General features: G+C 71.6%; 11 protein-coding genes. 4 read left to right on the plus strand and 7 right to left on the minus strand.

Translation table 11 applies throughout. From position 1 onward, the window contains the following. Window positions 1–29: 29 nt before the first annotated feature. The 4 genes from LV457_RS11810 (at window position 30) to LV457_RS11825 (ending at window position 9,181) form a co-directional block, all read left to right on the plus strand. Entirely contained in the window at window positions 30–3,269 is a 3,240-nt protein-coding gene (locus tag LV457_RS11810; RefSeq protein ID WP_232171358.1) for an arabinosyltransferase domain-containing protein, read from the plus strand. Window positions 3,270–3,282: 13 nt separating this feature from the next. After that, a complete protein-coding gene (locus tag LV457_RS11815) occupies window positions 3,283–6,507 on the plus strand; it encodes an arabinosyltransferase domain-containing protein (RefSeq protein WP_308192190.1) in 3,225 nt (1,074 codons plus the stop codon). A 146-nt stretch (window positions 6,508–6,653) separates the two neighbouring features. Next, window positions 6,654–8,318, plus strand: coding sequence for an N-6 DNA methylase (locus LV457_RS11820; protein WP_232171359.1), 1,665 nt, complete (start codon window positions 6,654–6,656; stop codon window positions 8,316–8,318). After that, window positions 8,318–9,181 carry a hypothetical protein gene (locus LV457_RS11825; protein WP_232171360.1) on the plus strand — a complete coding sequence of 288 codons (864 nt, stop codon included), beginning with the start codon at window positions 8,318–8,320 and terminating at the stop codon, window positions 9,179–9,181. The genes LV457_RS11820 and LV457_RS11825 overlap by 1 nt, the downstream gene beginning before the upstream one ends. A gap of 79 nt (window positions 9,182–9,260) precedes the next feature. Here LV457_RS11825 and LV457_RS11830 read toward each other — a convergent pair whose 3' ends face one another. The 7 genes from LV457_RS11830 to LV457_RS11860 form a co-directional block, all read right to left on the minus strand. After that, the gene (locus tag LV457_RS11830) at window positions 9,261–10,820 is read right to left on the minus strand and encodes an acyl-CoA carboxylase subunit beta (protein WP_232171499.1); all 1,560 of its coding nucleotides are present in this window, start codon (window positions 10,818–10,820) and stop codon (window positions 9,261–9,263) included. A gap of 469 nt (window positions 10,821–11,289) precedes the next feature. Further along, window positions 11,290–16,707 carry a polyketide synthase Pks13 gene (gene pks13 / locus LV457_RS11835; protein ID WP_232171361.1) on the minus strand — a complete coding sequence of 1,806 codons (5,418 nt, stop codon included), beginning with the start codon at window positions 16,705–16,707 and terminating at the stop codon, window positions 11,290–11,292. A gap of 57 nt (window positions 16,708–16,764) precedes the next feature. Beyond that, a complete protein-coding gene (gene fadD32 / locus LV457_RS11840) occupies window positions 16,765–18,654 on the minus strand; it encodes a long-chain-fatty-acid--AMP ligase FadD32 (RefSeq protein ID WP_232171362.1) in 1,890 nt (629 codons plus the stop codon). Window positions 18,655–18,874: 220 nt separating this feature from the next. After that, window positions 18,875–19,888, minus strand: a complete 1,014-nt coding sequence (locus tag LV457_RS11845; RefSeq protein ID WP_232171363.1) for a cutinase family protein — start codon at window positions 19,886–19,888, stop codon at window positions 18,875–18,877. A gap of 9 nt (window positions 19,889–19,897) precedes the next feature. Then, complete coding sequence (locus LV457_RS11850; RefSeq protein ID WP_232171364.1) at window positions 19,898–20,344, minus strand: DUF732 domain-containing protein; 447 nt, start codon at window positions 20,342–20,344, stop codon at window positions 19,898–19,900. 48 nt (window positions 20,345–20,392) lie between these two features. Continuing rightward, complete coding sequence (locus LV457_RS11855) at window positions 20,393–21,292, minus strand: alpha/beta hydrolase-fold protein (RefSeq protein WP_232171365.1); 900 nt, start codon at window positions 21,290–21,292, stop codon at window positions 20,393–20,395. Window positions 21,293–21,445: 153 nt separating this feature from the next. Beyond that, a complete protein-coding gene (locus LV457_RS11860) occupies window positions 21,446–22,441 on the minus strand; it encodes an esterase family protein (protein ID WP_232171366.1) in 996 nt (331 codons plus the stop codon). Between the last annotated feature and the right edge of the window lie 4 nt (window positions 22,442–22,445).

Below are 22,445 nucleotides of genomic sequence, written 5' to 3' on the forward strand. Positions count from 1 at the left end.
TGCAGCGCGGCGGTGAACGGAGTGCGGACATGACTTCCCGTCGCTCCGTTCGCGTGGCCCGGCTCGTCGCCGTGGTCGCCGGGCTCGCCGGGGTGCTGCTGTGCGTGCTGGTGCCGCTGCTGCCCGTCCGGCAGACCACCGCGGCGGTGCGCTGGCCGCAGGGTCCCGTCGGGGATCTCACCGCGCCGCTGGTGTCGGGGGCACCGCAGTCGCTGGACGTGTCCATTCCGTGCCGGGCGATCGCCACCCTGCCCGCCGACGGCGGCCTGGTGTTCGCCACCGTGCCGCCCGCCGGCATCGACGCCAGCCGCAACGGACTGTTCGTGCGCGCCGACAAGAACGTGGTGGTCGTCGCGTTCCGCGATTCGGTGGCCGCCGTCGCGCCGCGGTCGGCGGTGAACGGCGGCGCCTGCGACGTGCTGCGGATCTGGGCGAACGCCGGCGGGGTGGGTGCCGATTTCGCCGGCATACCGGGCGCGGCGGGCACGGTGTCGATCGAGAAGAAGCCGCAGATCGCCGGGATCTTCACCGACCTCACCGTGCCCCCGCAGCCGGGCCTGAGCGCCCGCGTCGACATCGACACCCGCTTCATCACCACCCCGGGCGCGCTGAAGGTCGCCGCGATGGTGCTGGGCGTGCTGTGCACCGTCGCCGCGATCGCCGCGCTCATGGTGCTCGACGGCCGCGTGCGCCGCTGGGGGACGCGCCGGCGGTGGCGGCTGCGCCGCGTCGGTGCCGCGACTCAGATCGCCGACGTCGGCGTCGTCGGCACGCTGCTGCTGTGGCACGTCATCGGCGCCACGTCCAGCGACGACGGCTACAACACGACCATCGCGCGGGTGTCCGGCGAGGCCGGCTACACCGCCAACTACTACCGCTTCTTCGGCGCCACCGAAGCGCCCTTCGACTGGTATCAGGCCGTGCTCGCCCGCCTGGCGGCCGTCAGCGCCGACGGGGTGTGGCTGCGACTGCCCGCCACCCTCGCCGCGATCGGCACCTGGCTCTTGGTCAGCCGGCTCGTGCTGCCGCGGGTCGGCCGGTCGCTGGCGGCCAACCGGGTCGCGGTGTGGACCGCCGGCGCGGTGTTCCTGGCGGCGTGGCTGCCGTTCAACAACGGCCTGCGGCCCGAACCGATCATCGCGTTCGGGGCGGTGCTCACCTGGGCGCTCGTGGAGTACGCGGTCGCCACCCGACGTCGCTGGCCGGTCGCCCTGGCGGTGGTGGTCGCGGTGCTCGCGGTGACCACCGCGCCGCAGGGGCTGGTGGCGCTCGCACCGCTGCTGGTGGGCGGCCGCGCCATCACCCGGATGATCCGCCGCCACCCCCGCGGCGGGATGCTCGCGCCGCTGGCCACGCTCGCCGCGTCGCTGTCGCTGATCTTCGTCATCGTGTTCCGCGACCAGACGCTTGCCGCCGTCGCCGAGTCCGCCCGCATCAAATACGTCGTCGGGCCGACGATCGCCTGGTACCAGGAGTTCCTGCGCTACTACTTCCTCACCGTCGAGGACAGCGTCGACGGATCGCTGACCCGCCGGTTCGCGGTGCTCATCCTGCTGCTGTGCCTATTCGGCGTGCTGGCGGTGCTCCTGCGCCGCGGCGGCATCCCCGGGCTCGCGAGCGCCCCGGTGTGGCGGCTGATCGGCTCGGTTGCGGTCGGCCTGCTGCTCTTGACGTTCACGCCGACCAAGTGGGCGGTGCAGTTCGGCGTGTTCGCGGGGCTGGCCGGCGCGCTCGGCGGCGTCACCGCCTTCGCGTTCGCCCGCGTCGGGCTGCACAGCCGCCGGAACCTGGCGCTCTACGTCACGGCGTTGCTGTTCGCGCTGGCGTGGGCGACGTCCGGCATCAACGGCTGGTTCTACACCGGCAACTACGGTGTGCCGTGGTTCGACAAGCAGCCCGTCATCGCCAGCCAGCCCGTGACGTCGATGTTCCTGGCGCTGGCCGTCGCGACCGGTCTGCTCGCCGGCTGGCTGCACTTCCGGATGGACTACGCCGGCCACACCGAGGTGCGCGACACCCGCCGCAACCGCGTGCTCGCGTCGACACCGCTGCTGGCGGTCGCCGTGATCATGGTGGTGCTCGAGGTCGGGTCGATGGCCAAGGGGGTGGCCGGCCGGTATCCCGTCTACACCATCGGCAAGGCGAACATCGAGGCGATCACCTCGGGGCTGCGCAGCTGCGGGATGGCCGACGACGTGCTCGTCGAGCCGGACACCAACGCCGGAACGCTCACCCCGGCCCCGGGCCAGCGGTTCGGCGAGTACGGCCCGCTCGGCGGCGCGGAACCGGTCGGGTTCACGCCGAACGGCGTCAGCGACAGCCTCGATCCGCCCGAGGCCATCGTCGCCAACCCCGGGCTGGTGAACTCCGACGGCTCCCCCAACAAGCCGAACAACGGCGTGGGGTTCGCGGCCGGCACCGGCGGCGGCTACGGGCCCCGGGGCGTCAACGGCTCGCGGGTGTTCCTGCCGTTCGGCCTCGACCCCGCCCGGACGCCGGTGATGGGCTCCTTCGGCGAGAACACGCTCGCCGCCGAGGCGACGTCGGCCTGGTATGCGCTGCCCCCGCGCACACCGGACCGCCCGCTCGTCACCGTCGCCGCCGCGGGCGCGATCTGGTCCTACGAGGAGGACGGCTCGTTCAACTACGGTCAATCGCTGCGGCTGCAGTGGGGTGTCGCCCGGCCAGACGGCTCCTTCACCGAGCTGGGCCTGGTGCAGCCCATCGACATCGCGCCGCGCCGCGAGTGGCGCAACCTGCGTTTTCCGCTGGCGTGGGCGCCGCCGGAGGCCAACGCGGTGCGCATCGTCGCCGACGACCCGAACCTCAGCTCCGACCAGTGGTTCGCGTTCACGCCGCCGCGGGTGCCGGTGCTGGAGACCGCGCAGCAGCTGCTCGGCAACGACACCCCGGTGCTGCTCGACATCGCGACCGCCGCCAACTTCCCGTGCCAGCGGCCGTTCGCCGAGCACCTCGGCGTCGCCGAACTGCCCGAGTACCGGGTGATCCCCAACCACAAGCAGATGGTGTCGTCGTCCAACATGTGGCAGTCCGCCGAGGACGGCGGCCCGTTCCTGTTCATCCAGGCGCTGCTGCGCACCTCGGCCATCCCGTCGTACCTGCGCGACGACTGGTACCGCGACTGGGGTTCCATCGAGCGCTACGACCGGGTGGTGCCGGCGTCGCAGGCCCCGAACGCGGTCATCGAGCAGGGAGAAACCACCGTGTACGGCTGGACCCGCAGCGGGCCGATTCGAGCCCTGCCGTGATCGAGGTGGAGCCGTGACCGAGACGCAGACCGTCGCGCTGACCGGCGCGTCCGATCCAGGTGCGGTGCGCCGCGACGTGCGCACCACCCGGTGGGTGGCCACGATCGCCGGCCTGATCGGCTTCGTGCTGAGCGTGGCGACGCCGCTGCTTCCCGTCACGCAGACCACCGCCACGCTGAACTGGCCGCAGGGCCAGTTGAGCAACGTCACCGCACCGCTGATCTCCCAAGCCCCGGTGTCGCTGGACGCGACGGTGCCCTGCGCGCTGCTGGCCCGCCAGCAGCCCGGCACGCTGGTGCTGGGCACCGCGCCCGAGGAGGGCAAGCAGGCCGCGCTGAACGCGATGCTGGTGACCGTCACCCGCCAGCGCGTCGACGTGATCGTCCGCAACGTCGTGGTCGCCAGCGTGCCGCGCAGCCAGGTGGCGTCGCCGCAGTGCGAGCGGCTGGAGATCACGTCGTCGCAGGACGGCACGTTCGCGACGTTCGTCGGCCTGCGCAAGCAGAACGGCGAGCCGCTGCGCAGCGGCTTCGCCGACCCGAACCTGCGGCCCGCGATCGTCGGCGTCTTCACCGACCTGCGCGGCGACGCCCCGCCCGGCATGTCGTTCTCCGCACAGATCGACACCCGGTTCTCGACGACGCCGACCGCGCTGAAGCTCACCGCGATGCTGCTGGCCATCGTGTCGACGGTGATCGCGCTGGCCGCGCTGTGGCGGCTGGACCGCGTCGACGGCCGCCGCATGCAGCGGCTGATCCCGGCCCGGTGGCGCACCTTCTCGGCCACCGACGTGGCGGTGGTCGGCGGCTTCTTGACCTGGCACATCATCGGCGCCAACTCCAGCGACGACGGCTACATCCTCGGCATGGCGCGGGTCGCCGGGCCCGCCGGCTACATGTCGAACTACTTCCGCTGGTTCGGCAGCCCCGAGGACCCCTTCGGCTGGTACTACAACCTGCTGGCGCTGATGACCCACGTCAGCGAGGCCAGCATCTGGATCCGGTTGCCGTCGCTGGCCGCCGCGCTCTTCTGCTGGCTGCTGCTGTCGCGCGAGGTGTTGCCGCGGCTGGGGCCGGCCGTCGCGTCGTCGCGCGCCGCCACCTGGGCCGCCGGCCTGGTGCTGATGGCCGCCTGGTTCCCGTTCAACAACGGCTTGCGGCCCGAACCGATCATCGCGGTCGGCGCGCTGCTGACCTGGGTGCTCATCGAGCGGGCGATCATCTCCGGGCGGCTCACACCCGCCGCGCTGGCCATCGTCACCGCCGCCTTCACCCTCGGCATCCAGCCCACCGGCCTCATCGCGGTCGCCGCGCTGCTGGCCGGCGGTCGGCCCATCCTGCGGATCCTGGTCCGCCGGCGCCGGGTGCTGGGCACCTGGCCGCTGATCGCGCCGCTGTTGGCGGCCGGCACCGTGATCCTGACCGTCGTGTTCGCCGACCAGACCCTGGCGACGGTGCTCGAAGCCACCCGCATCCGCACCGAGATCGGCCCCAGCCAGGAGTGGTACACGGAGAACCTGCGGTACTACTACCTCATCCTGCCGACCGTCGACGGGTCGATGTCGCGGCGCTTCGGCTTCCTGATCACCGCGCTGTCGATGTTCGTCGCGCTGTTCGTGATGTTGCGGCGCAAGCGCGTGCCCGGGGTGTCCCGCGGACCGGTGTGGCGACTGATCGGCGTCATCTCCGGCACCATGTTCTGCCTGATGTTCACCCCGACGAAGTGGGTGCACCACTTCGGGCTGTTCGCCGCCGTCGGTGCGGCGATGGCGGCGGTGACGACCGTGCTGGTGTCCGCGGCCGTGCTGCGCTCGGCGCGCAACCGGATGGCGGTGCTGGCCGCGGTGCTGTTCCTGCTGGCGCTGTGCACCGCCACCACCAACGGCTGGTGGTACGTGTCCAGCTACGGCGTGCCGTTCAACAACGCGATGCCGAAGATCGGCGGGGTGACGGTGAGCACCGTGTTCTTCGCGCTCTTCGCGGCGGCGGCGCTGTATGCGGTGTACCTGCACTTCACCGACCGCGGCCGGCGCGAACCGCGGGTGGTGCGGGTACTCGCCGCGGCGCCGATCACCTGGGCGGCGGCGTTCATGGTCGTGGTGTTCATCGCCTCGCTGGCGGCCGGCGTGGTGCGCCAGTACCCGACGTACTCGAACGCGTGGGCCAACCTGCGGGCCTTCACCGGGGGCTGCGGGCTGGCCGACGACGTGCTCGTGGAGCCCGACGTCAACGCCGGATCCCTCACCCCGCTGCCCGGCGACTACGGGCCGCTCGGGCCGCTCGGCGGCGTTGGGCCGGTCGGGTTCACCGCGGACGGCGTGCCGGACGACATCGTCGCCGAGGCGGTGCGGCTCGACCTGCCGCAGCCCGGCACCGACTACGACTGGGATGCGCCGAAGCCCACCACGCCCGCGGCCGCCAACGGCTCGACGGTGCCGCTGCCCTACGGCCTGGACCGCGACCGCACACCCGTCGCCGGCAGCTACGTGGCGGGCGGCCCGCAGCAGACCGCCACGCTGACGTCGGCGTGGTACCGGCTGCCTGCCCCCACCGACGGCCAGCCGCTGGTGGTGGTCACCGCCGCCGGCACCATCTCCGGCAACAGCGTCGCCAACGGCCACACCGAGGGCCAGCTCGTCGAGCTCGAGTACGGCATGCCCGGGCCCGACGGCGCGCCGGTGCCCGCGGGCCGCCTGGTGCCCGACGACCTGGGGCCCGCGCCGTCGTGGCGCAACCTGCGGTTCGCGCGGTCCGACATCCCCGCCGACGCGATGGCGGTGCGCGTCGTCGCCGACGACCGCTCGCTGACCGAAGGCGATTGGGTGGCGGTCACGCCGCCGCGGGTGCCGCAGCTGCGCTCGCTGCAGGAATACGTGGGCTCTGAGCAGCCGGTGCTGATGGACTGGGCCGTGGGGCTCGCGTTCCCGTGCCAGCAGCCGATGCTGCACAACGCCGGCGTCACCGAGGTGCCGCAGTTCCGGATCACCCCCGACTACACCGCCAAGAAGCAGGACACCGACACCTGGGAGGACGGCCGCAACGGCGGCCTGCTCGGCATCACCGACCTGCTGCTGCGCGCCCACGTCATGGCGACCTATCTCTCGCAGGACTGGGGCCGCGACTGGGGCTCGCTGCGCCGCTTCGACACCATCGTCGACGCCGCGCCCGCGCGGCTGCAGTACGGGACCGCCACCCACAGCGGCCTGTACTCGCCGGGCCACATCCGCATCGAGGCCTGATCCCGCCGTTCCTGTTGTGCGCGAGCGTGCGTGTCTGTACGCCGACGCGCCGGGCGGGCCGGGCAGCGCGCGCACGCTCGCGGCGGGTGAAGGTGCGGCGGGCGCGTCCGCGGTCGGCTGTCGGTGCCCGGTGATACAACCGTGGCGTGACGATCGCCGGCCCGCCGCCAGATGACGCGGCCACCCGCAAGTCGCGGGGCGCGTTCTTCACGCCGCCGCTGCTGGCGCAGTTCGTCGCCCGCTGGGCGGTCCGCTCCCCCGGGGATGCGGTGCTGGAGCCGTCCTGCGGGGACGCCGCGTTCCTGGCGGCGGCCGCCGCCCGGCTCGACGCCCTGGGCGCACCGGCCGACGCCGTGCTGCACGGCATCGAGATCCACCCGCCCAGCGCCGCCGCCGCCCGGCAGCGGGTGGCGGCGGCCGGCCGGACCGCGGCGGTCGAGGTGGCCGACTTCTTCGGCGTGCCCAGCGAGCGCCGGTTCGACGCCGTGCTCGGCAACCCGCCCTACGTGCGCTACCAGGACCACGCCGGCGCCGCCCGCGCCGCGAGCCGGGCGGCCGCCCTGCGGGCCGGGGTGGGGCTGACGGCGCTGGCGTCGACGTGGGCGGCGGCCACCGTGCACGCCGCGGAGTTCCTGCGGCCCGGCGGCCGGCTCGGGCTGGTGCTGCCCGCCGAGTTGCTCACCGTCAACTACGCCGCCGACGTCCGGCGCTACCTGATGCGGCGCTTCGGCCGGGTGCGGCTGGTGATGTTCACCGAGCGCGTGTTCCCCGGCGTGCTCGAAGAGGTGGTGCTGCTGCTCGCCGACGACGCGCTGGCGGCCGGCGGCACCGATCATGCGGAGCTGCACCAGGTCTCGTCGGTCGCGGAGCTGCACGAGGAGCTGTCGAGTCACCGGTGGTGGCCGGACGACAGCGGCGCCAAGTGGACGCCGGCGCTGGTGCCGTCGGATGCGCTGGCCTCCTACACCGCCGCGGTGGCCGGGCCGTCGTTCGTCACGCTGCACGAGTGGGGGGAGACCACGCTGGGCGCGGTGACCGGGCGCAACGGCTTCTTCGCGCTCTCCCCCGCCCGCGCCGCTGAGCTGCGGCTGCGGGCCGACGAGACGCTGCGGCTGTCGCCGCCGGGCAGCCGCCACCTGCGGGGGCTGTCCATGACGACGGCCGGCTGGCGAGCGCTGGGCGACGCCGGCTCGGCGACGCTGCTCTTCCGGCCGGGCGCCGACATTCGCGCCATGTCCGTGGGCGCCCGCCGCTACATCGCCCACGGCGTGGCCGCCGGGGTGGACCGCGCCTACAAGTGCCGGGTCCGGAACCCGTGGTGGCAGGTGCCCGTCGGCCCGCCCGCCGACCTGCTGCTGACCTACATGAACGCCGACACCCCGCGGCTCACCACGAACGCCGCGGCCGCCGTGCACCTGAACAGCGTGCACGGCGTGTACCTGCGGGCCGCGCACGCCGCCTGGGGGCGGGCCCTGCTGCCGGTGGCGAGCCTCAACTCGGTGACGCTGCTCGGCGCCGAGCTCGTCGGGCGGGCCTACGGCGGCGGCCTGCTCAAGCTCGAGCCGCGCGAGGCCGACCTGCTGCCGGTGCCCGCCCCCGCGGTGGTCGCCGGCGCCGCCGCGGCGTTGCGCCGGGTGACGCCCACGGTGCGGCGGGCGCTCCACGCCGGCGAGCTGCTGACGGCGGTGCGGGCCGTCGACAAGATCGTGCTCGGCGAGGTGAGCGATGCGGCGCGCGACGACATCGTCGCCGCGCGGGCGCTGCTGGCGGCGCGGCGGGCGGCGCGCGGATCGCGGCCGCGGGAGCCGTAATGGCCGTTCGCGATGCGTTCTCGCCGTTCGACCCGCTGCTACGTGGCCCGCTCACCGATCCGTGGGCGCACGCCCGCGGCGAGCGGCCGCGGTACCGCCCGGACTACGCGCTGCTGGGGCAGCTGCTGACCGTGCCCGTCACCGCCAACGCCGTGTCGGAGAGCGGCAGCTTCGCCGGCGGCGTCGACGCGTGGGTGGCCCAGGAGCTGCGACGGGCCGGGTTCGGCGCCGACGAGGTGTGGCCGCGGTCGGCGCGGCCGCGGGTGCTGCCGCGCGACATCGCCGTCCTGCTCGACAAGGTGCCCGCCGCGCTACGGTCCGAACTGCTGGCGCGGCTGCCGAACCTGGCTGCGGTGGCGCCGGTGTCGGCCCGGGTGCTGGGCCGGGCCTACGAGAAGCAGGTCGACGTGCTGATCTCGCGGTGGGACCGCGGACCCGAGGTGCTGATTTCCACCAAGGCGCAGCTGTCGAGTTTCGGCAAGAACCTGCCGAACCGCTTCGAGGAGTCCTACGGCGACGCCGCCAATTTGCGGGGCCGCTATCCGCTGGCGGCCATCGGCTTCTTCTTCGTCCAGCGCGCCACCATCCTCGACACCGAACCCGACGCCTTCGAGCGCAGCGTCGACATGATCCACAAGCTGCGCCGCAGCGGAAGCGTCGACGGCTACACCGCGACCGCGCTGCTGCTCGTCGACTGGGAGGAGGACGGCTTCGTCTCCGCCCGCCCCGATCTGGTGCCCGAGGAGGTGCGGCCCGACCGCTTCTTCACCGAGATCGTCGACCACGTCCTGGCGGTGACGCCCGTGACCTACCACGTCCGGGTGCGCGAACTGCGCCAGCGGCGGGTGATCGCCGTCCAATGACAGCGCGCGAGCGGGCGCGGACTGCCCGGCGCGCGCGGCGTGTCGCCGGACGAACACGCACGCTCGCGCACACAGGCCGCTACAGCGGGGTGAGGCCGTGCTTGCGCTGGACGCGGGTGATCTGCTTGTCGCGCAGCAGCCGCAGGGACTTGCGCAGCAGCAGCCGCGTCTCGTGCGGCTCGATGACACCGTCGATGTAACCGCGCTCGGCGGCGATCCACGGCACCGCGAGGTTGGCGTTGTAGCCCTCGATGAAGTCGGCGCGGATCTTCTGCACCTCGGGCGCCGTCGGATCCGGGAACCGCTTCACCAGCAGCTGCGCCGCGCCCTCGGCGCCGATCACCGCGATGCGGGCGGTCGGCCAGGCGAAGTTCAGGTCGGCCGAGAGCTGCTTGGACCCCATCACCGCGTATCCGCCGCCGTAGGCCTTGCGCACGATGATGGTGACCTTCGGGACGTCGGCTTCCACGACGGCGTTGAAGAACCGGCCGCCGCGCTTGATGATGCCGCCCGTCTCCTCCTCGACGCCGGGCATGGCGCCGGGCGTGTCGACGACGAACACCAGCGGGAGGTTGAACGAGTCGCAGAACCGGATGAAGCCGGCCGCCTTGTCGGACGCCTCGTGGCCCACCGCGCCGGACATGTGCATCGGCTGGTTCGCGATCACCCCGACCGGGCGGCCGTCGACGCGCGCGAACGCGGTGATCATCGACGGACTGCGCTGGTCGGCGATCTCGAAGACATCGCCGTCGTCGAAGATCCGCAGCAGGATCTCGTGCATGTCGTAGGCCTGGTTGTCGTTGTCCGGCACGATCGTGTCGAGCTCGTAGTCGTGCGGCGTGTACTCCGGCTCCAGGCCCGGGTTGACGATCGGCGGGTCGTCGAAGGTGTTGCTGGGCAGGAAGCTCAGGTAGTCGCGCACGTACTGGTACGCGGCGGCCTCGCTCTCCACCACCTTGTGGATGTTGCCGCGCTGCGCCTGGACGTCCGCGCCGCCGAGCTCGTCGAAGGTGACGTCCTCGCCGGTGACGTCCTTGATGACGTCCGGGCCGGTGATGAACATGTAGCCCTGGTCGCGGACGGCGACGATGAGGTCGGTCTGGATGGGCGAATACACGGCACCGCCGGCGCACTTGCCGAAGATCAGCGAGATCTCCGGCACCAGGCCGCGCAGCATCTCGTGGCGCCGGCCCAGCTCGGCGTACCAGGCGAGGGAGGTCGCAGTGTCCTGGATGCGGGCGCCCGCCGAGTCGTTGATCCCGATGATCGGGCAGCCGATCATGGCCACCCACTCCATCAGCTTGGCGACCTTGCGGCCGAACATCTCGCCGACCGAGCCCTGGAACACCGTCTGATCGTGGGAGAACACCGCGACGGGCCGGCCGTCGATGGTGCCGCGGCCGGTGACGACGCCGTCGCCGTAGAAGGCGTTCGGATCTCCGGGGGTGCGGGCCAGCGCGCCGATCTCCACGAAGCTGCCCGGGTCGAGCAGTGCGTTGATGCGGGCGCGGGCGCTCGGGATGCCCTTGCGGTCCCGCCGGGCTTTCGCCTTCTCGTCACCGGGGTCGCTCGCCAGCGCCAGTTTCTCGCGCAGCTCCGCGAGCTTCTCGGCGGTGGTGTGCGTGCGGCTGGTCGACAGCGTCTCAGTCACGACTTCGGATTCTAGAGCAGGCCCTGGTCGCGGCTCGAACCACGACGGTTGTTCGCCGGGCCTGCAGGATCTGCGGGCCCAGCACCATCGCTTCGTGTTCTCTGCTCGCATCCGTGACGCGGTAGGAGACCTCGACTTGCTGCGACCGGCCGGCGAACCCGACGGGGACGGTCTTGGGAGTGATCGACGCGACCTGCTCACGCCGGATTTCGGCCCGACGTCCGTTGGCTGACCGCACGGTCAACGCCGACGGCGAAATACGCGGCAGCGGAGTCAGCACTATCGCGCCGTAAAGCGCCAACGGCGCCGCAGCGAGCAGGACGACGCCGACCCACCACAGCCAGGCTGACGCCGGCAGCGAAAAGCGTGCGCTGGCTGAGCAGGATGATCCCCCACGTTGTCGCCGCAACTGGAGTCCTTCAGGGCTCCTGAACGCAACGTCGCGCCTTCCGGCGGGTCACACCTTCTGCTGGGCTTCGACTTTCGCAAGGGCCTGGCTCAAATGCGCGCCGACCTTGGCGATGTAGGGCTCGTCGATCGCCTGGATGTGCTCACCGCCGATGGGCACCACCTCCAGGTCGGTGACGTATTCACCCCAGCCGCCGTCGGGTCTGCGGGTGGCGTAGGCGGGCTCGAAGGTGATCGCGTCGTCGTGGTACCGGTCGGCCAGGTACAGCGTCACGTGCCCGTCGTAGGGCTGGATGTCGGCGGTGTCGATGGCCCGCTGATCCAGGTACGACGTGCGCTGGTGCTCGATGATGCCGCCCGGGATCTGCACGCCGCTGCGCTTGACGGCCTCCAGCACGAACTGCACCTGCCCGGCGTCGTCGAGGTTCTCCAGCTCTTCGTACGGGATCTCCGGGATCTGCACGTTGAACGTCCGCTCGGCGAACTTCGCGTACCGGTTCCAGCGGGCGCGGGTGCCTTCCTTCGACTGGTCGATCGGCTCGCCGGGGCGGACCGCGTCGATCAGCCCGACGAACGCGACGTCGCGGCCGCGCTGCTTGAGCCCGATCGCGCACGCATAGGCCAGCGCACCGCCCAGGCTCCAGCCGGCGAGCACGAACGGCCCCTCCGGCTGCAGCTCCAGCAGCTTGGGCACGTATTGCGCGGCCCGCTCCTCGATGGTGCCCTCGACGCGCTCCAGCCCGTACATCGGCGTGTCGGGGGGCAGCCGGCGCAGCAGCGGCTCGTAGACCACGGTGGACCCGCCGGCGGCGTGGAACACGAACACCGGCACCTTCGTCGAACCCGATTCGCGCGCCCGCAGCGTGCGGACGAAACCGTCGAGCTCGCCGGCCTCCAGGAACTGCCGGACGGTGTCGGCCAGCTCCTCGATGGTGTTCGCCTTCTTCACGTCGTCGGCGGTGATGGTGCCCTCGGTGCGCTCCGAGAGCCGCTGCGCCATCTTCTGCGCGGCGTCGTCGTCGACCTTCGGCAGCGGGTTGAAGATGCCGCCCGGCGACTTCCCGGTGACGATCGCCCAGGTGGCGAACGTCACGCGCTCCGCGGCGTCGCGCGGCGGGACGTCCGCGCTCAGCGCGTCGGCGACCGCCTGCTGGTTGAGCACCTGCGCGGCACCGGCGAGGTCGGGCTTGCCAGGACCCGACGGATCGGCCGGCGGCGCCGGGATCTCCGGGCCGGCCGGGTTCGACGGCGGCGCCGGGATGCCGGGACCCGACGGATCGGTCGGCGGCGGCGGTAGATCGGGGCCGGCGGCCGCGATTTCCTGCTGCGGCGCGGGCGCGTCGTCGGACTGCGTGGACGGCTCGGCCTGCGGATCGGCCGCCGGCGCCGCCAGCGAGGCGGCGCTGGCACCGGAGAGCAGCCTGGCCTGCTCGGCCGCGATCTCCTCGGGCGTCAGCGTCTGCTGGTGCTCGTGCAGCTCCTGCACCTCGTCGCGGTGCTCGATCGCGTACTCGATGAGCTTCTCGACGTTGTACAGGTTGGCGTCGCGCACCGCGGTCAGCTGGATCGGCGGCAGGTCGAAGTCGTACTCCACGCGGTTCTTGATGCGCACCGCCATCAGCGAATCGAGGCCCAGCTCGATCAGCGGCACCTCCCACGGCAGGTCCTCGGGCTCATAACCCATGGCGCCGCCGACGATGGCGCCCAGCCGGTCGTGGATGGTCTCCCCGGAGTCCGGGGACCACTTCGCGAAGCCGGCCCCCAGATTGGCACCCTGGGTCAGGTTGTCCTGCAGGATCTCCGGCGCCTCGTCCTGCTGCTCGTCGGCCTGCGGCGCCGCCTCGGGCTGCGCGGCGGTCGCCAGCCCGGTCGCCGTCGCCGCGGGCAGCGCGGAGACCGCGCCGCCGCGGCTGACGATGGCGTCGTAGACGAGGGTGAACGATTCGTCGATGCGGGCGTGCACCTGCACGCTCGCGCCGCCGGGGTGACGCGTCAGCGTCGTGACCAGCCGGGCGCCGTCGGCGGGCACCGCACGCTGCTCCGACGCGGTCAGCTGCGCATCCGGAAGCACCTGCGCGGCAGCGGCTTTCACCAGGGCAGCCAGATCGGTTGCGGCGCGCGGCGCGTACTCCCACACGTGCCGGCCGTCCGGGGTGGCGACGTGGCTGCCGGGCATGACGCCGGAGTTGTCGCCGGAGAACCGCACGTCGAGCCAGTGCGGTTTGCGGCGGAACCGCGTCGGCGGGATGTCCGCGTAGTCCAGCGCACCGGCCAGGCCCCGCGACCGCCGCGGGAACAGCGTGCGGATGTCGAGATCGTGGCCGTGGACGAACAGCTGCGCCATGGCCGTGGTCATCGAGTCGACCTCGTCCTGCTTGCGCGCCAGCGTCGGGATCAGCTGGCCGTCGTGCAGCCCCGCGGCCGCCGTCGTCAAACCGACCTGCATCAGCGCCACCGGGTTGGGCGCCAGCTCCAGGAACGTGGTGTGCCCGCCCTCGACGGCGTTGCGGATGCCGTGGGTGAAGTAGACGCTGTGCCGCAGCCCCTTCTTCCAGTAGTCGACGTCGTGGATGACCTCGCCCGGCCGGATGTAGGTGCCCTCGTGGACGGTGGAGAAGTAGCCGATCTGCAGCGGCCTGGGCTCGATGCCGACCAGTTCGGCGGCCAGCTCACCCAGCAGCGGATCCATCTGCGAGGTGTGGCTGGCGCCCTTGGTCTGGAACTTCCGCGCGAACTTCCCCTCCGACTCCGCCCGCGCGATGATCGCGTCGACCTGCTCGGGCGGGCCGCCGATGACCGTCTGCGTCGGGGCGGCGTACACGCACACCTCGAGGTCCTTGAAATCGGCGAACACCGACTCGATCTCCTCGGCCGAATACTCGACCAGCGCCATCAGCCGGATCCACTCGCCGAACAGCATCGCCTCGCCCTCACCCATCAGGTGGCTGCGCGAGCAGATGGTGCGGGTGGCGTCCTCCAACGACAGCCCGCCGGCGAAGTAGGCCGCGGCCGCCTCGCCCAGCGACTGGCCGATGACCGCGGCGGGCTTGGCGCCGTGGTGCTTCAGCAGCTCACCGAGCGCCACCTGGATCGCGAAGATGACCAGCTGCACCTTCTCGATCGGGAGCTCGGTGGTCTCGTCGGTGTAGTCGACCGCATCGTCGAGGATGAGCTCGAGGATCGAGTGTCCGCGCTCGTCCTGCACCAGCGCGTCCACCCGGTTGATCCAGTCGGCGAACACCTCGTTGCGCAGGTAGAGGTTCTTGCCCATCTTGCGGTGCTGCGCGCCGAACCCGGCGAGCACCCAGACGGGCCCGTTGCTGACCGGCCCGTCGGCGGCGATCACCAGCGGGTGCTGCTTGCCCTCGGCGAGCGCGCGCAGCCCCTTGACCGCCTCGTCGTGGTCGTGGGCGAGCACCACCGCGCGGGAGCGGCCGTGGTTGCGCCGCGACAGCGAGCGGCCGATCGACTCCAGCGATGCTGCGCGCCCGGCCTCGCTGTCGATCCAGTCGGCCAGCTCGGCGGCGGCCTGGCGCTTGCGCGACGTCAGGAACGCCGACACCGCCAGCGGGACGATCGGCTTGGGCGGTTCGGCCGACGCCAGTTCCTCGCGCGCCGCCTCCAGCAGCCGCCGCGCCTGCTCGGTCAGCCCCGGCAGCTCGGGCTCCTCGTCGACCGCCGCGGCGGGCCGATCGAGCTCGTCGTCGTCGTGAAGGAACTCGCCGTACTCGTCCATCCGCACCCCACCGACGTAGACGGCGGTGGCCTCGTTCGGTGCGGCGGTCGCCTCGACGACGGACTCGTCGGGTTCGGGCTCGGTGAGATCGGACGGCAGCACCTCACGCAGCACCAGGTGGGCGTTCGCGCCGCCGAAGCCGAAGCCCGACACGCCCGCGATCGCGTGGCCGCTGTAGCGCGGCCAGTCGGTGACGGTGTCGACGACCCGCAGCCGCACCGCGTCGAAGTCGATGTAGGGGTTCGGGCCGGTGTAGTTGATCGACGGCGGCACCTTGTCGTTGCGCAGCGACAGCGCAACCTTCGCGAGGCTCGCCGCGCCGGCCGCGGACTCCAGGTGGCCGAGGTTGGACTTCACCGCGCCCAGCAGCGCCGGCTTCTCGGCGGGCCGGCCGCGCCCGACGACGCGGCCCAGCGCGTCGGCCTCGATCGGATCGCCCAGGATGGTGCCGGTGCCGTGCGCCTCGACGTAGTCGACGGTGCGCGGATCGATGCCGGCGTCCTTGTACGCCTTGCGCAGCACCTCGGCCTGGGCGTCGGGATTGGGCGCCAGCAGCCCGTTGGAGCGGCCGTCGTGGTTGACCGCACTGCCGGCGATGACGGCCAGGATCTCGTCGCCGTCGCGGCGGGCGTCCTCGACGCGCTTGAGCACCAGCATGCCGCCGCCCTCGGAGCGGGCGTAGCCGTCGGCGTCGGCCGAGAACGACTTGATGCGACCGTCCGGCGCCAGCACGCCGCCGACCTCGTCGAAACCGACCGTCACCAGCGGGGTGACCAGCGCGTTGACGCCGCCCGCCACCACCACGTCGGCCTGGCCGTTGCGCAGCGCCTGCACGCCCTCGTGCACCGCCACCAGCGACGACGAGCAGGCGGTGTCGATGGCCATGGACGGGCCGCGGAAGTCGTAGAAGTACGACACCCGGTTGGCGATGATCGAGCTGGTGGTGCCGGTGATCGCGTACGGGTGCGCGACGGCCGGATCGGCCACGGACATGAAGCTGTAGTCGTTGTTCGACGCGCCGACGTAGACGCCGACACTGCCGCCGCGCAGGCTCGACGCCGGGATGCGCGCATGCTCCAGCGCCTCCCAGGTCAGCTCGAGCGCCATCCGCTGCTGCGGATCCATGTTGTCGGCCTCCATCTTCGACAGCGCGAAGAACTCGGCGTCGAAGCCCTTGATGTCCGACAGGTAGCCGCCGCGGGTGCGGGCCTTCGCGACGCGCTCGGCGACCCGCGGCTCGCTGAGGAACTCGGCCCAGCGGCCCTCCGGCAGGTCGGTGATGGCGTCGACGCCCTCGAGCAGCCCCTGCCACAGCTCGTCGGGGGAGTTCAGGTCGCCGGGGAAGCGGGTGGCGATGCCGACGATGGCGATGTTCAGCCGGCCCTCGTCGGACTCGTCGGCGTCACGCGACCAGTCCTCGTCGTCGAAAGCGCTCTGGTCGAGCTCCGGCTCGCCCTCGATGATCACCGTGGCGAGCGATTCGATGGTCGGGTGGCGGAACGCCACCGTCGCGGTCAGCGTGACGCCGGTGAGGTCCTCGATGTCGCTGGCCATGGCCACCGCGTCCCGCGACGACAGGCCAAGCTCCACCATCGCGGTGTTCTCGTCGATGGCGTCGGGTGACTGGCCGGTCGCGTTGGCGATCCAGTTGCGCAGCCACGCCCGCATCTCCGCGACGGTCATGTCGGTCTTGGGCGCCGGACGGTTGTCAGACATGCTTCGCTCCAGCATCGTCGGAGATCCGCGCAGCGCCGGCGAACCGGTCCGCGGCGGGGAACGGGATGGGGATCATTCCGCCTGGTCGGGGAACGCGTTGGCGACCCTGCCGGACCGCAGGCTGCCGTCGAGGTAAGCGGCGCGGCAGGCGCGGCGGCCGATCTTGCCCGACGACGTCCGGGGGATCGCGCCGGCGGGGGTGAGCAGCACGTCGCGCACCGTCACGCCGTGCCGGACGGCGATCGCGGCGCGGATGTCGTCGACGATCGGCGCGAGGTCCAGCTTGTGCGAGCCGGGCGCCCGCTCGCCGACGATCACCAGCTGCTCGGAGGTGTCGTCGGGGTCGCGGCGCAGCCCCGCGTGGGCGTTGTCGAACACCTCGTCGGGCAGCTGGTTGGCCGGCACCGAGAAGGCCGCGACGAACCCGGTGCGCAGCGCCTTGGACGCCTCCTGCGCCGAGTACTCGAGGTCCTGCGGGTAGTGGTTGCGGCCGTCGATGATCACCAGGTCCTTGACGCGGCCGGTGATGTAGAGCTCGCCGTCGTGGTAGGCGCCCAGATCGCCGGTGCGCACCCACAGCGCGTCGTCGGGGGCGCCCTGGGCGTGGGAGTTCTCGGTGCGCGACTTGAGGATGTTCTGGAACGTCGCCACGGTCTCGTCCGGCTTGCCCCAGTAGCCGGTGCCCATGTTCTGCCCGCTGATCCAGATCTCGCCGATCTGGCCGTCGGGCAGCTCGGTCGCGGTGTCGTTGTCGACGATGACGGCCCACTCCGCGACGCCCACCTTGCCGGCGCCGGCCTGGGCGACGGCTTTGTCGGAGTCGCCCGACACCTCGACGAAGCGACCGGTGTTCAGCGCATCGCGGTCGACGTCGATGATCTTGGGCTCGGCGCCCATCGGGGTGGTCGAGACGAAGAGCGTGGCCTCGGCCAGCCCGTAGGACGGCTTGATCGCCTTGGGCTGGAACCCGAACGGGCCGAACGCGTCGTTGAACTTGCGCACGGTGGCCGCCGAGATCGGCTCGCTGCCGTTGAGGATCGCCTTGACGCGCGACAGGTCCAGCGGCTCCTCGCCGTCCTTCGGCAGACCGCGGGCGGCGGCGTGTTCGAACGCGAAGTTCGGCGCCACCGAGATCACGCCGCCGGTGTCCTCCGGTTTGGCCGACAGCTCGCGCATCCAGCGGATGGGCCGGCGCACGAACGCGGCGGGCGTCATGAAGGTGACGTAGTGGCCGACCATCGGCGACAGCAGAACGGTGATCAGGCCCATGTCGTGGAAGAACGGCAGCCACGAGACCCCGCGGTCGCCTTCCTCGCATTCGAGCGCCTCGATCACCTGCACCACGTTCGTCGCCAGGTTCAGGTGCGTGATCTGTACACCCGACGGCACGCGCGTCGAGCCGGAGGTGTACTGCAGGTAGGCGATGGTCTCGACGTCGACGTCCACCGGCTCCCAGGTCTGGCCGACCTCGTCGGGCACCGCGTCGACGGCGATCACGCGGGGCCGCTCCTTGGCGGGGCGGGTGCGGAAGAACTTGCGGACGCCCTCGGCGGCCTCGGTGGTCGTGAGGATCGCCGACGGATGGCAGTCGTCGAGCACGGCGTGCAGGCGGCCGACGTGGCCGGGCTCCGACGGGTCGAACAGCGGCACCGCGATGCGCCCGGCGTAGAGCGTGCCGAAGAACGCGACGAGGTACTCGAGGTTCTGCGGGCACAGGATCGCGACGCGGTCACCGGGCTGGGTGACCTGCTGCAGCCGGGCGCCGATGGCCTTGTTGCGCCTGCCGAAGTCCGCCCAGCGCAGGTCACGCGCGACGCCGTCGCGCTCGGTGGAGAAGTCGAGGAAGCGGTAGGCGAGCTTGTCCCCACGAACCTTCGCCCATCGCTCGACGTGACGGACCAAGCTCCCGTTGTCGGGGAACTTGATCAGTCCGTCCTTGATGAACGGGTTGTGGAAAGGCATGTCACACTCCTGTCAAAGCACACTGCCCGTGGGGCTCGATGCGTACGCGCGCTGATCGCACTCGGTTCACCCACTGCGACGTCGAATCCTTGCGGGATCAAGCTGCAGTGATGCTACAGACGCGGCGTTGCGGACCGCCGGTCCGTGCGCACGACCGGCACCGACCGCTCTTAAGTTTTCCTTAATGTTAGGTGACCCGCGGGAACGCCACCAAATCGGCTCACCCGTGTTTCGGGTGCGGGGCGTTGGTCACCTGGTCCCGTGCCCAGTCGAGCGTCCACGCCGTCGCCGGCCGGCCGTCGAGCTGCCAGAACTGCGTGGTGTTGTAGAGCGCGTGCACGGGCTGGCCCGCGCCGCCGGCGAGGATCGACATGGTCTGCGGCAGGTTGGTGATGTTGAACGCCTCCGCCGGTGCGGCGCAGATCAGGTCGCCCGCCGCACAGATCTCGTTGACGCGGTCGTTGAGCTTGCCGAAGCCGCCGGGTCGCGGGCCGGTCATCTTCAGGCCCATGGCGTCGAGGAAGCCGACGTCGCCCAGCGTGATCTCGGCGCCCTGCCCCGGCGGGTTGGGGCCCACATCCTTGCCCACCCCGGACTGGCGCCGACCGTCGGCGATCAGCGTGACCCCCAGCACCAGCCGGTGGTCGATGGTGCTGCGGCCATTGCCGATGTCGCTGGCGATGTCGCCGCCGATGACCGCGCCCTGCGAGAACCCGGTGATGACAAAGCGGGTGATCGGGCAGCGGGCGTTGAGCTCGGTCATCGCCCGCAGCGCCGCTTGCGTTCCCTCCTTGCGGCTGTCGTTGTACGTCATCTGCCCGTCGGCCGAGAACGGGTTACGGAACTGCGCCGTGTACGGCACGGTGTAGACCTCGAGCCGCCCGCCGTCGAACTCTCCCCGCATCGGGTTCGTGACGTTGAGCAGCAGCGCGATGGGAAACTGCGTCGGGTTGAACGGGTCGAGCTGCGGCGACGACTCCCAGGTGCCCGGGATCGACAACAGCTGCACATCCGGGCAGCTGGCGTCCTGGGAATCCGGCAGCGGCTGCTCGGTGCCGCTGGTCGGCGGCGCCGCCGTCGGCGGGACGGCCTGGCCGGCCTGCGGTTTCTTGCCCTCGTCGAGCCGGACGTACACCCAGATGAGGGTGGCGACCAGCGCTACGACGACCGACACCGCGATCGCCGCCGCCAGCGCCAGCAGCCGGTGCCGTCTGCGCCGTGATTTCGTTGCCATGTTCTCCTGCTAGCAGAGTCGTTCGGTCGCGATCCGGACGTAGGCGGCGGTGGTGCGGTCCACCCGCGCCGGGTCCGGGGAGGGTGCACCGGCGTCGGCCCGCTGCAGGTCGTTGCGCACCAGCGGTGCCACGAAGTCCCACACCGCCCGGTCGTCTTGGCCGTGCGCGCGGGCCTGGCAGACGTAGGAACCGATGGTCAGCGCCGCGAGCTCGCTGGACGGGGTGACACCGTCGTCACCTAGGGCGGCCAAGTACGCCTGCTGCTGCGCCGACACCTCCAGCGGCAGGTGCTGCGCCGGGGCCGACCGCCTGGCCGCCGGCGCGTCACCGGGCGGGGTGACGTCCGTCGCGGGCAGTTCGACGCTGCTCATCAGGCGATCGGTGGCGGCGCACCCGACGAGCGGGGCGACCGCCGCGGCGATCAGCAACGGCACGGCGGCGGGCCGTCGCAGCATCGCAAACACCTCACAACGGTACCGGGTGGCACCTGTGAGTCCGCTGAGTCAGCGGATGGCCGCCACCAGGTCGCCCTTCATCGCGGCCAGCTGGCCCGCCCAGGCGCCCCAGCCGTTCTCGCCCGACGTCGGGAAGTCGAAGTGCCCGTTGGCGCCGCCGATGCCGCGGTAGTGCGCGTAGAAGCCGCGGTTGGTGCCGTGGAAGATCTGCGAGTAGCCGATCATCGACGCCGGGTTCGGGGTGTTGTCGCCCTGCGGGCTCCACACCCACAGCCGGGTGTTGTTGTCGACGAGCAGCTGCACGTGCACGTTCGGCGAATGCCACTTCCAGCGACCCAGCTGCGGCAGACCCCACATGTTGCGGATGTCGACACCGCCGAACCGCTGCAGGCCGTCGGTCACCGCGCCGTCCACGCCCGTCGCCTCCGGCGACAGCACACCCGACAGCGAGCCCGCGTAACGGAACCGGTCGGGGTGGAACGTCGCCAGCGCCATCGCGCCGTAGCCGCCCTGCGCCGCGCCGACGGCGGCATGCCCGTTCGGGGCGATGCCCTTGTTGGCGGCCAGCCAGTCCGGCAGCTCGGTGGACAGGAACGTGTCCCACTGGCGGCTGCCGTCCTGCTCCCAGTTGGTGTACATGCTGTAGGCGCCACCCGCCGGGGCCGCCACCGAGAGGCCCGAACCGGCGAGCGTCGCGAACCCGTTGCCGGCGGTCACCCAATTGCTGACGTCGGGTGCGGCGTCGAACGCGTCGAGCAGGAACACCGCGTGCGGGCCGCCACCCTGGAAGGCGACGGGAATGTCGCGGCCCATCGCCGCGGACGGCACCATCAGCATCTCGACCGTGTCGGCGGAGCCCTGCGGCGCGGTCGCCGTACCGACCCCCCACAGCCCGGCGGCCACCACCAGCGCCGCTCCGACGCGCGCGAGCCTGGACAACCACGTCATGGCTTCACCCTTCTTCGATGGCCCCGACCGCATTCCCCGACCTGCATCCCCAACCGCAGTAGTGAACCACATCACCGAAACGACCCTCCCCTAAACACCGCAACGGCGGTGGCCCCGAGGGGACCACCGCCGCTGTCGGCTCGCTCTAAAGCGTCAGGCCGTCGGCGTCGCACCCAGCACGCGCTGGATGTCCGGCTTCATGGCCTGCAGCTGCTGACCCCAGTAGCCCCAGCTGTGGGTGCCACCCTCGGGGAAGTTGAACACGCCGTTCTTGCCACCGGCGGCCAGGTAGTTGTCCTTGAAGGTCTTGTTGGTGCGCAGCGTGAACCCTTCGAGGAACTTCGCGTTGAAGTTGTCGCCCTCGATCTGGCCGTTGACCTCGGCGGGCTTGCCGTTGCCGCAGAACACCCAGACGCGGGTGCCGTTCGCCACCAGCTTGCTGATGTTGACCATCGGGTCGTTGCGCTTCCACGCGGGATCGCTCGACGGGCCCCACATGTCCTCGGCCTTGTAGCCGCCGGCGTCACCCATCGACATCCCGACGAGCATGGGCCACCAGCCCTCGGACAGGTTCAGGAAGCCGGACAGCGACGCGGCGTACTGGAACTGCTGCGGGTAGTAGATCGCCAGCGTCAGCGCGGCCGAACCGGCCATCGATAGGCCGACCGCCGCGTTGCGGTTGGGGTTCACGCCGTGGTTCGCCGACAGGTAGGCGGGCAGCTCCTGGGTGAGGAACGTCTCCCACTTGTAGGTCTGGCAACCGGCCTTGCCGCAGGCCGGCTTGTACCAGTCGCTGTAGAAGCTGGACTGGCCGCCGACCGGCATGATCACCGACAGGCCCGAGCCGTAGTACATCTCGAACGCGTTGGTGTTGATGTCCCAGCCGTTGAAGTCGTCCTGGGCGCGGAGACCGTCGAGCAGGTAGACGCCGGGCGCACCCTGGCCACCGCTTTGGAACTGGACCTTGATGTCGCGGCCCATGCCGGCCGAGGGCACCATCAGGTACTCGACCGGAAGGCCCGGACGGGAGAATGCGCCCGCGGCCGCGGAGCCCCCCACGGCGCCGACCAGACCCGGCAGCATTGCCGCCACAGCGGCAGCGACCACGAGCCGGCGCGGCCAGGCGCGCAACCTCTCAACGAACTTCATACGC

It is taken from the genome of Mycobacterium sp. MYCO198283 (assembly GCF_021213805.1).
Classification (GTDB): Bacteria; Actinomycetota; Actinomycetes; order Mycobacteriales; family Mycobacteriaceae; genus Mycobacterium.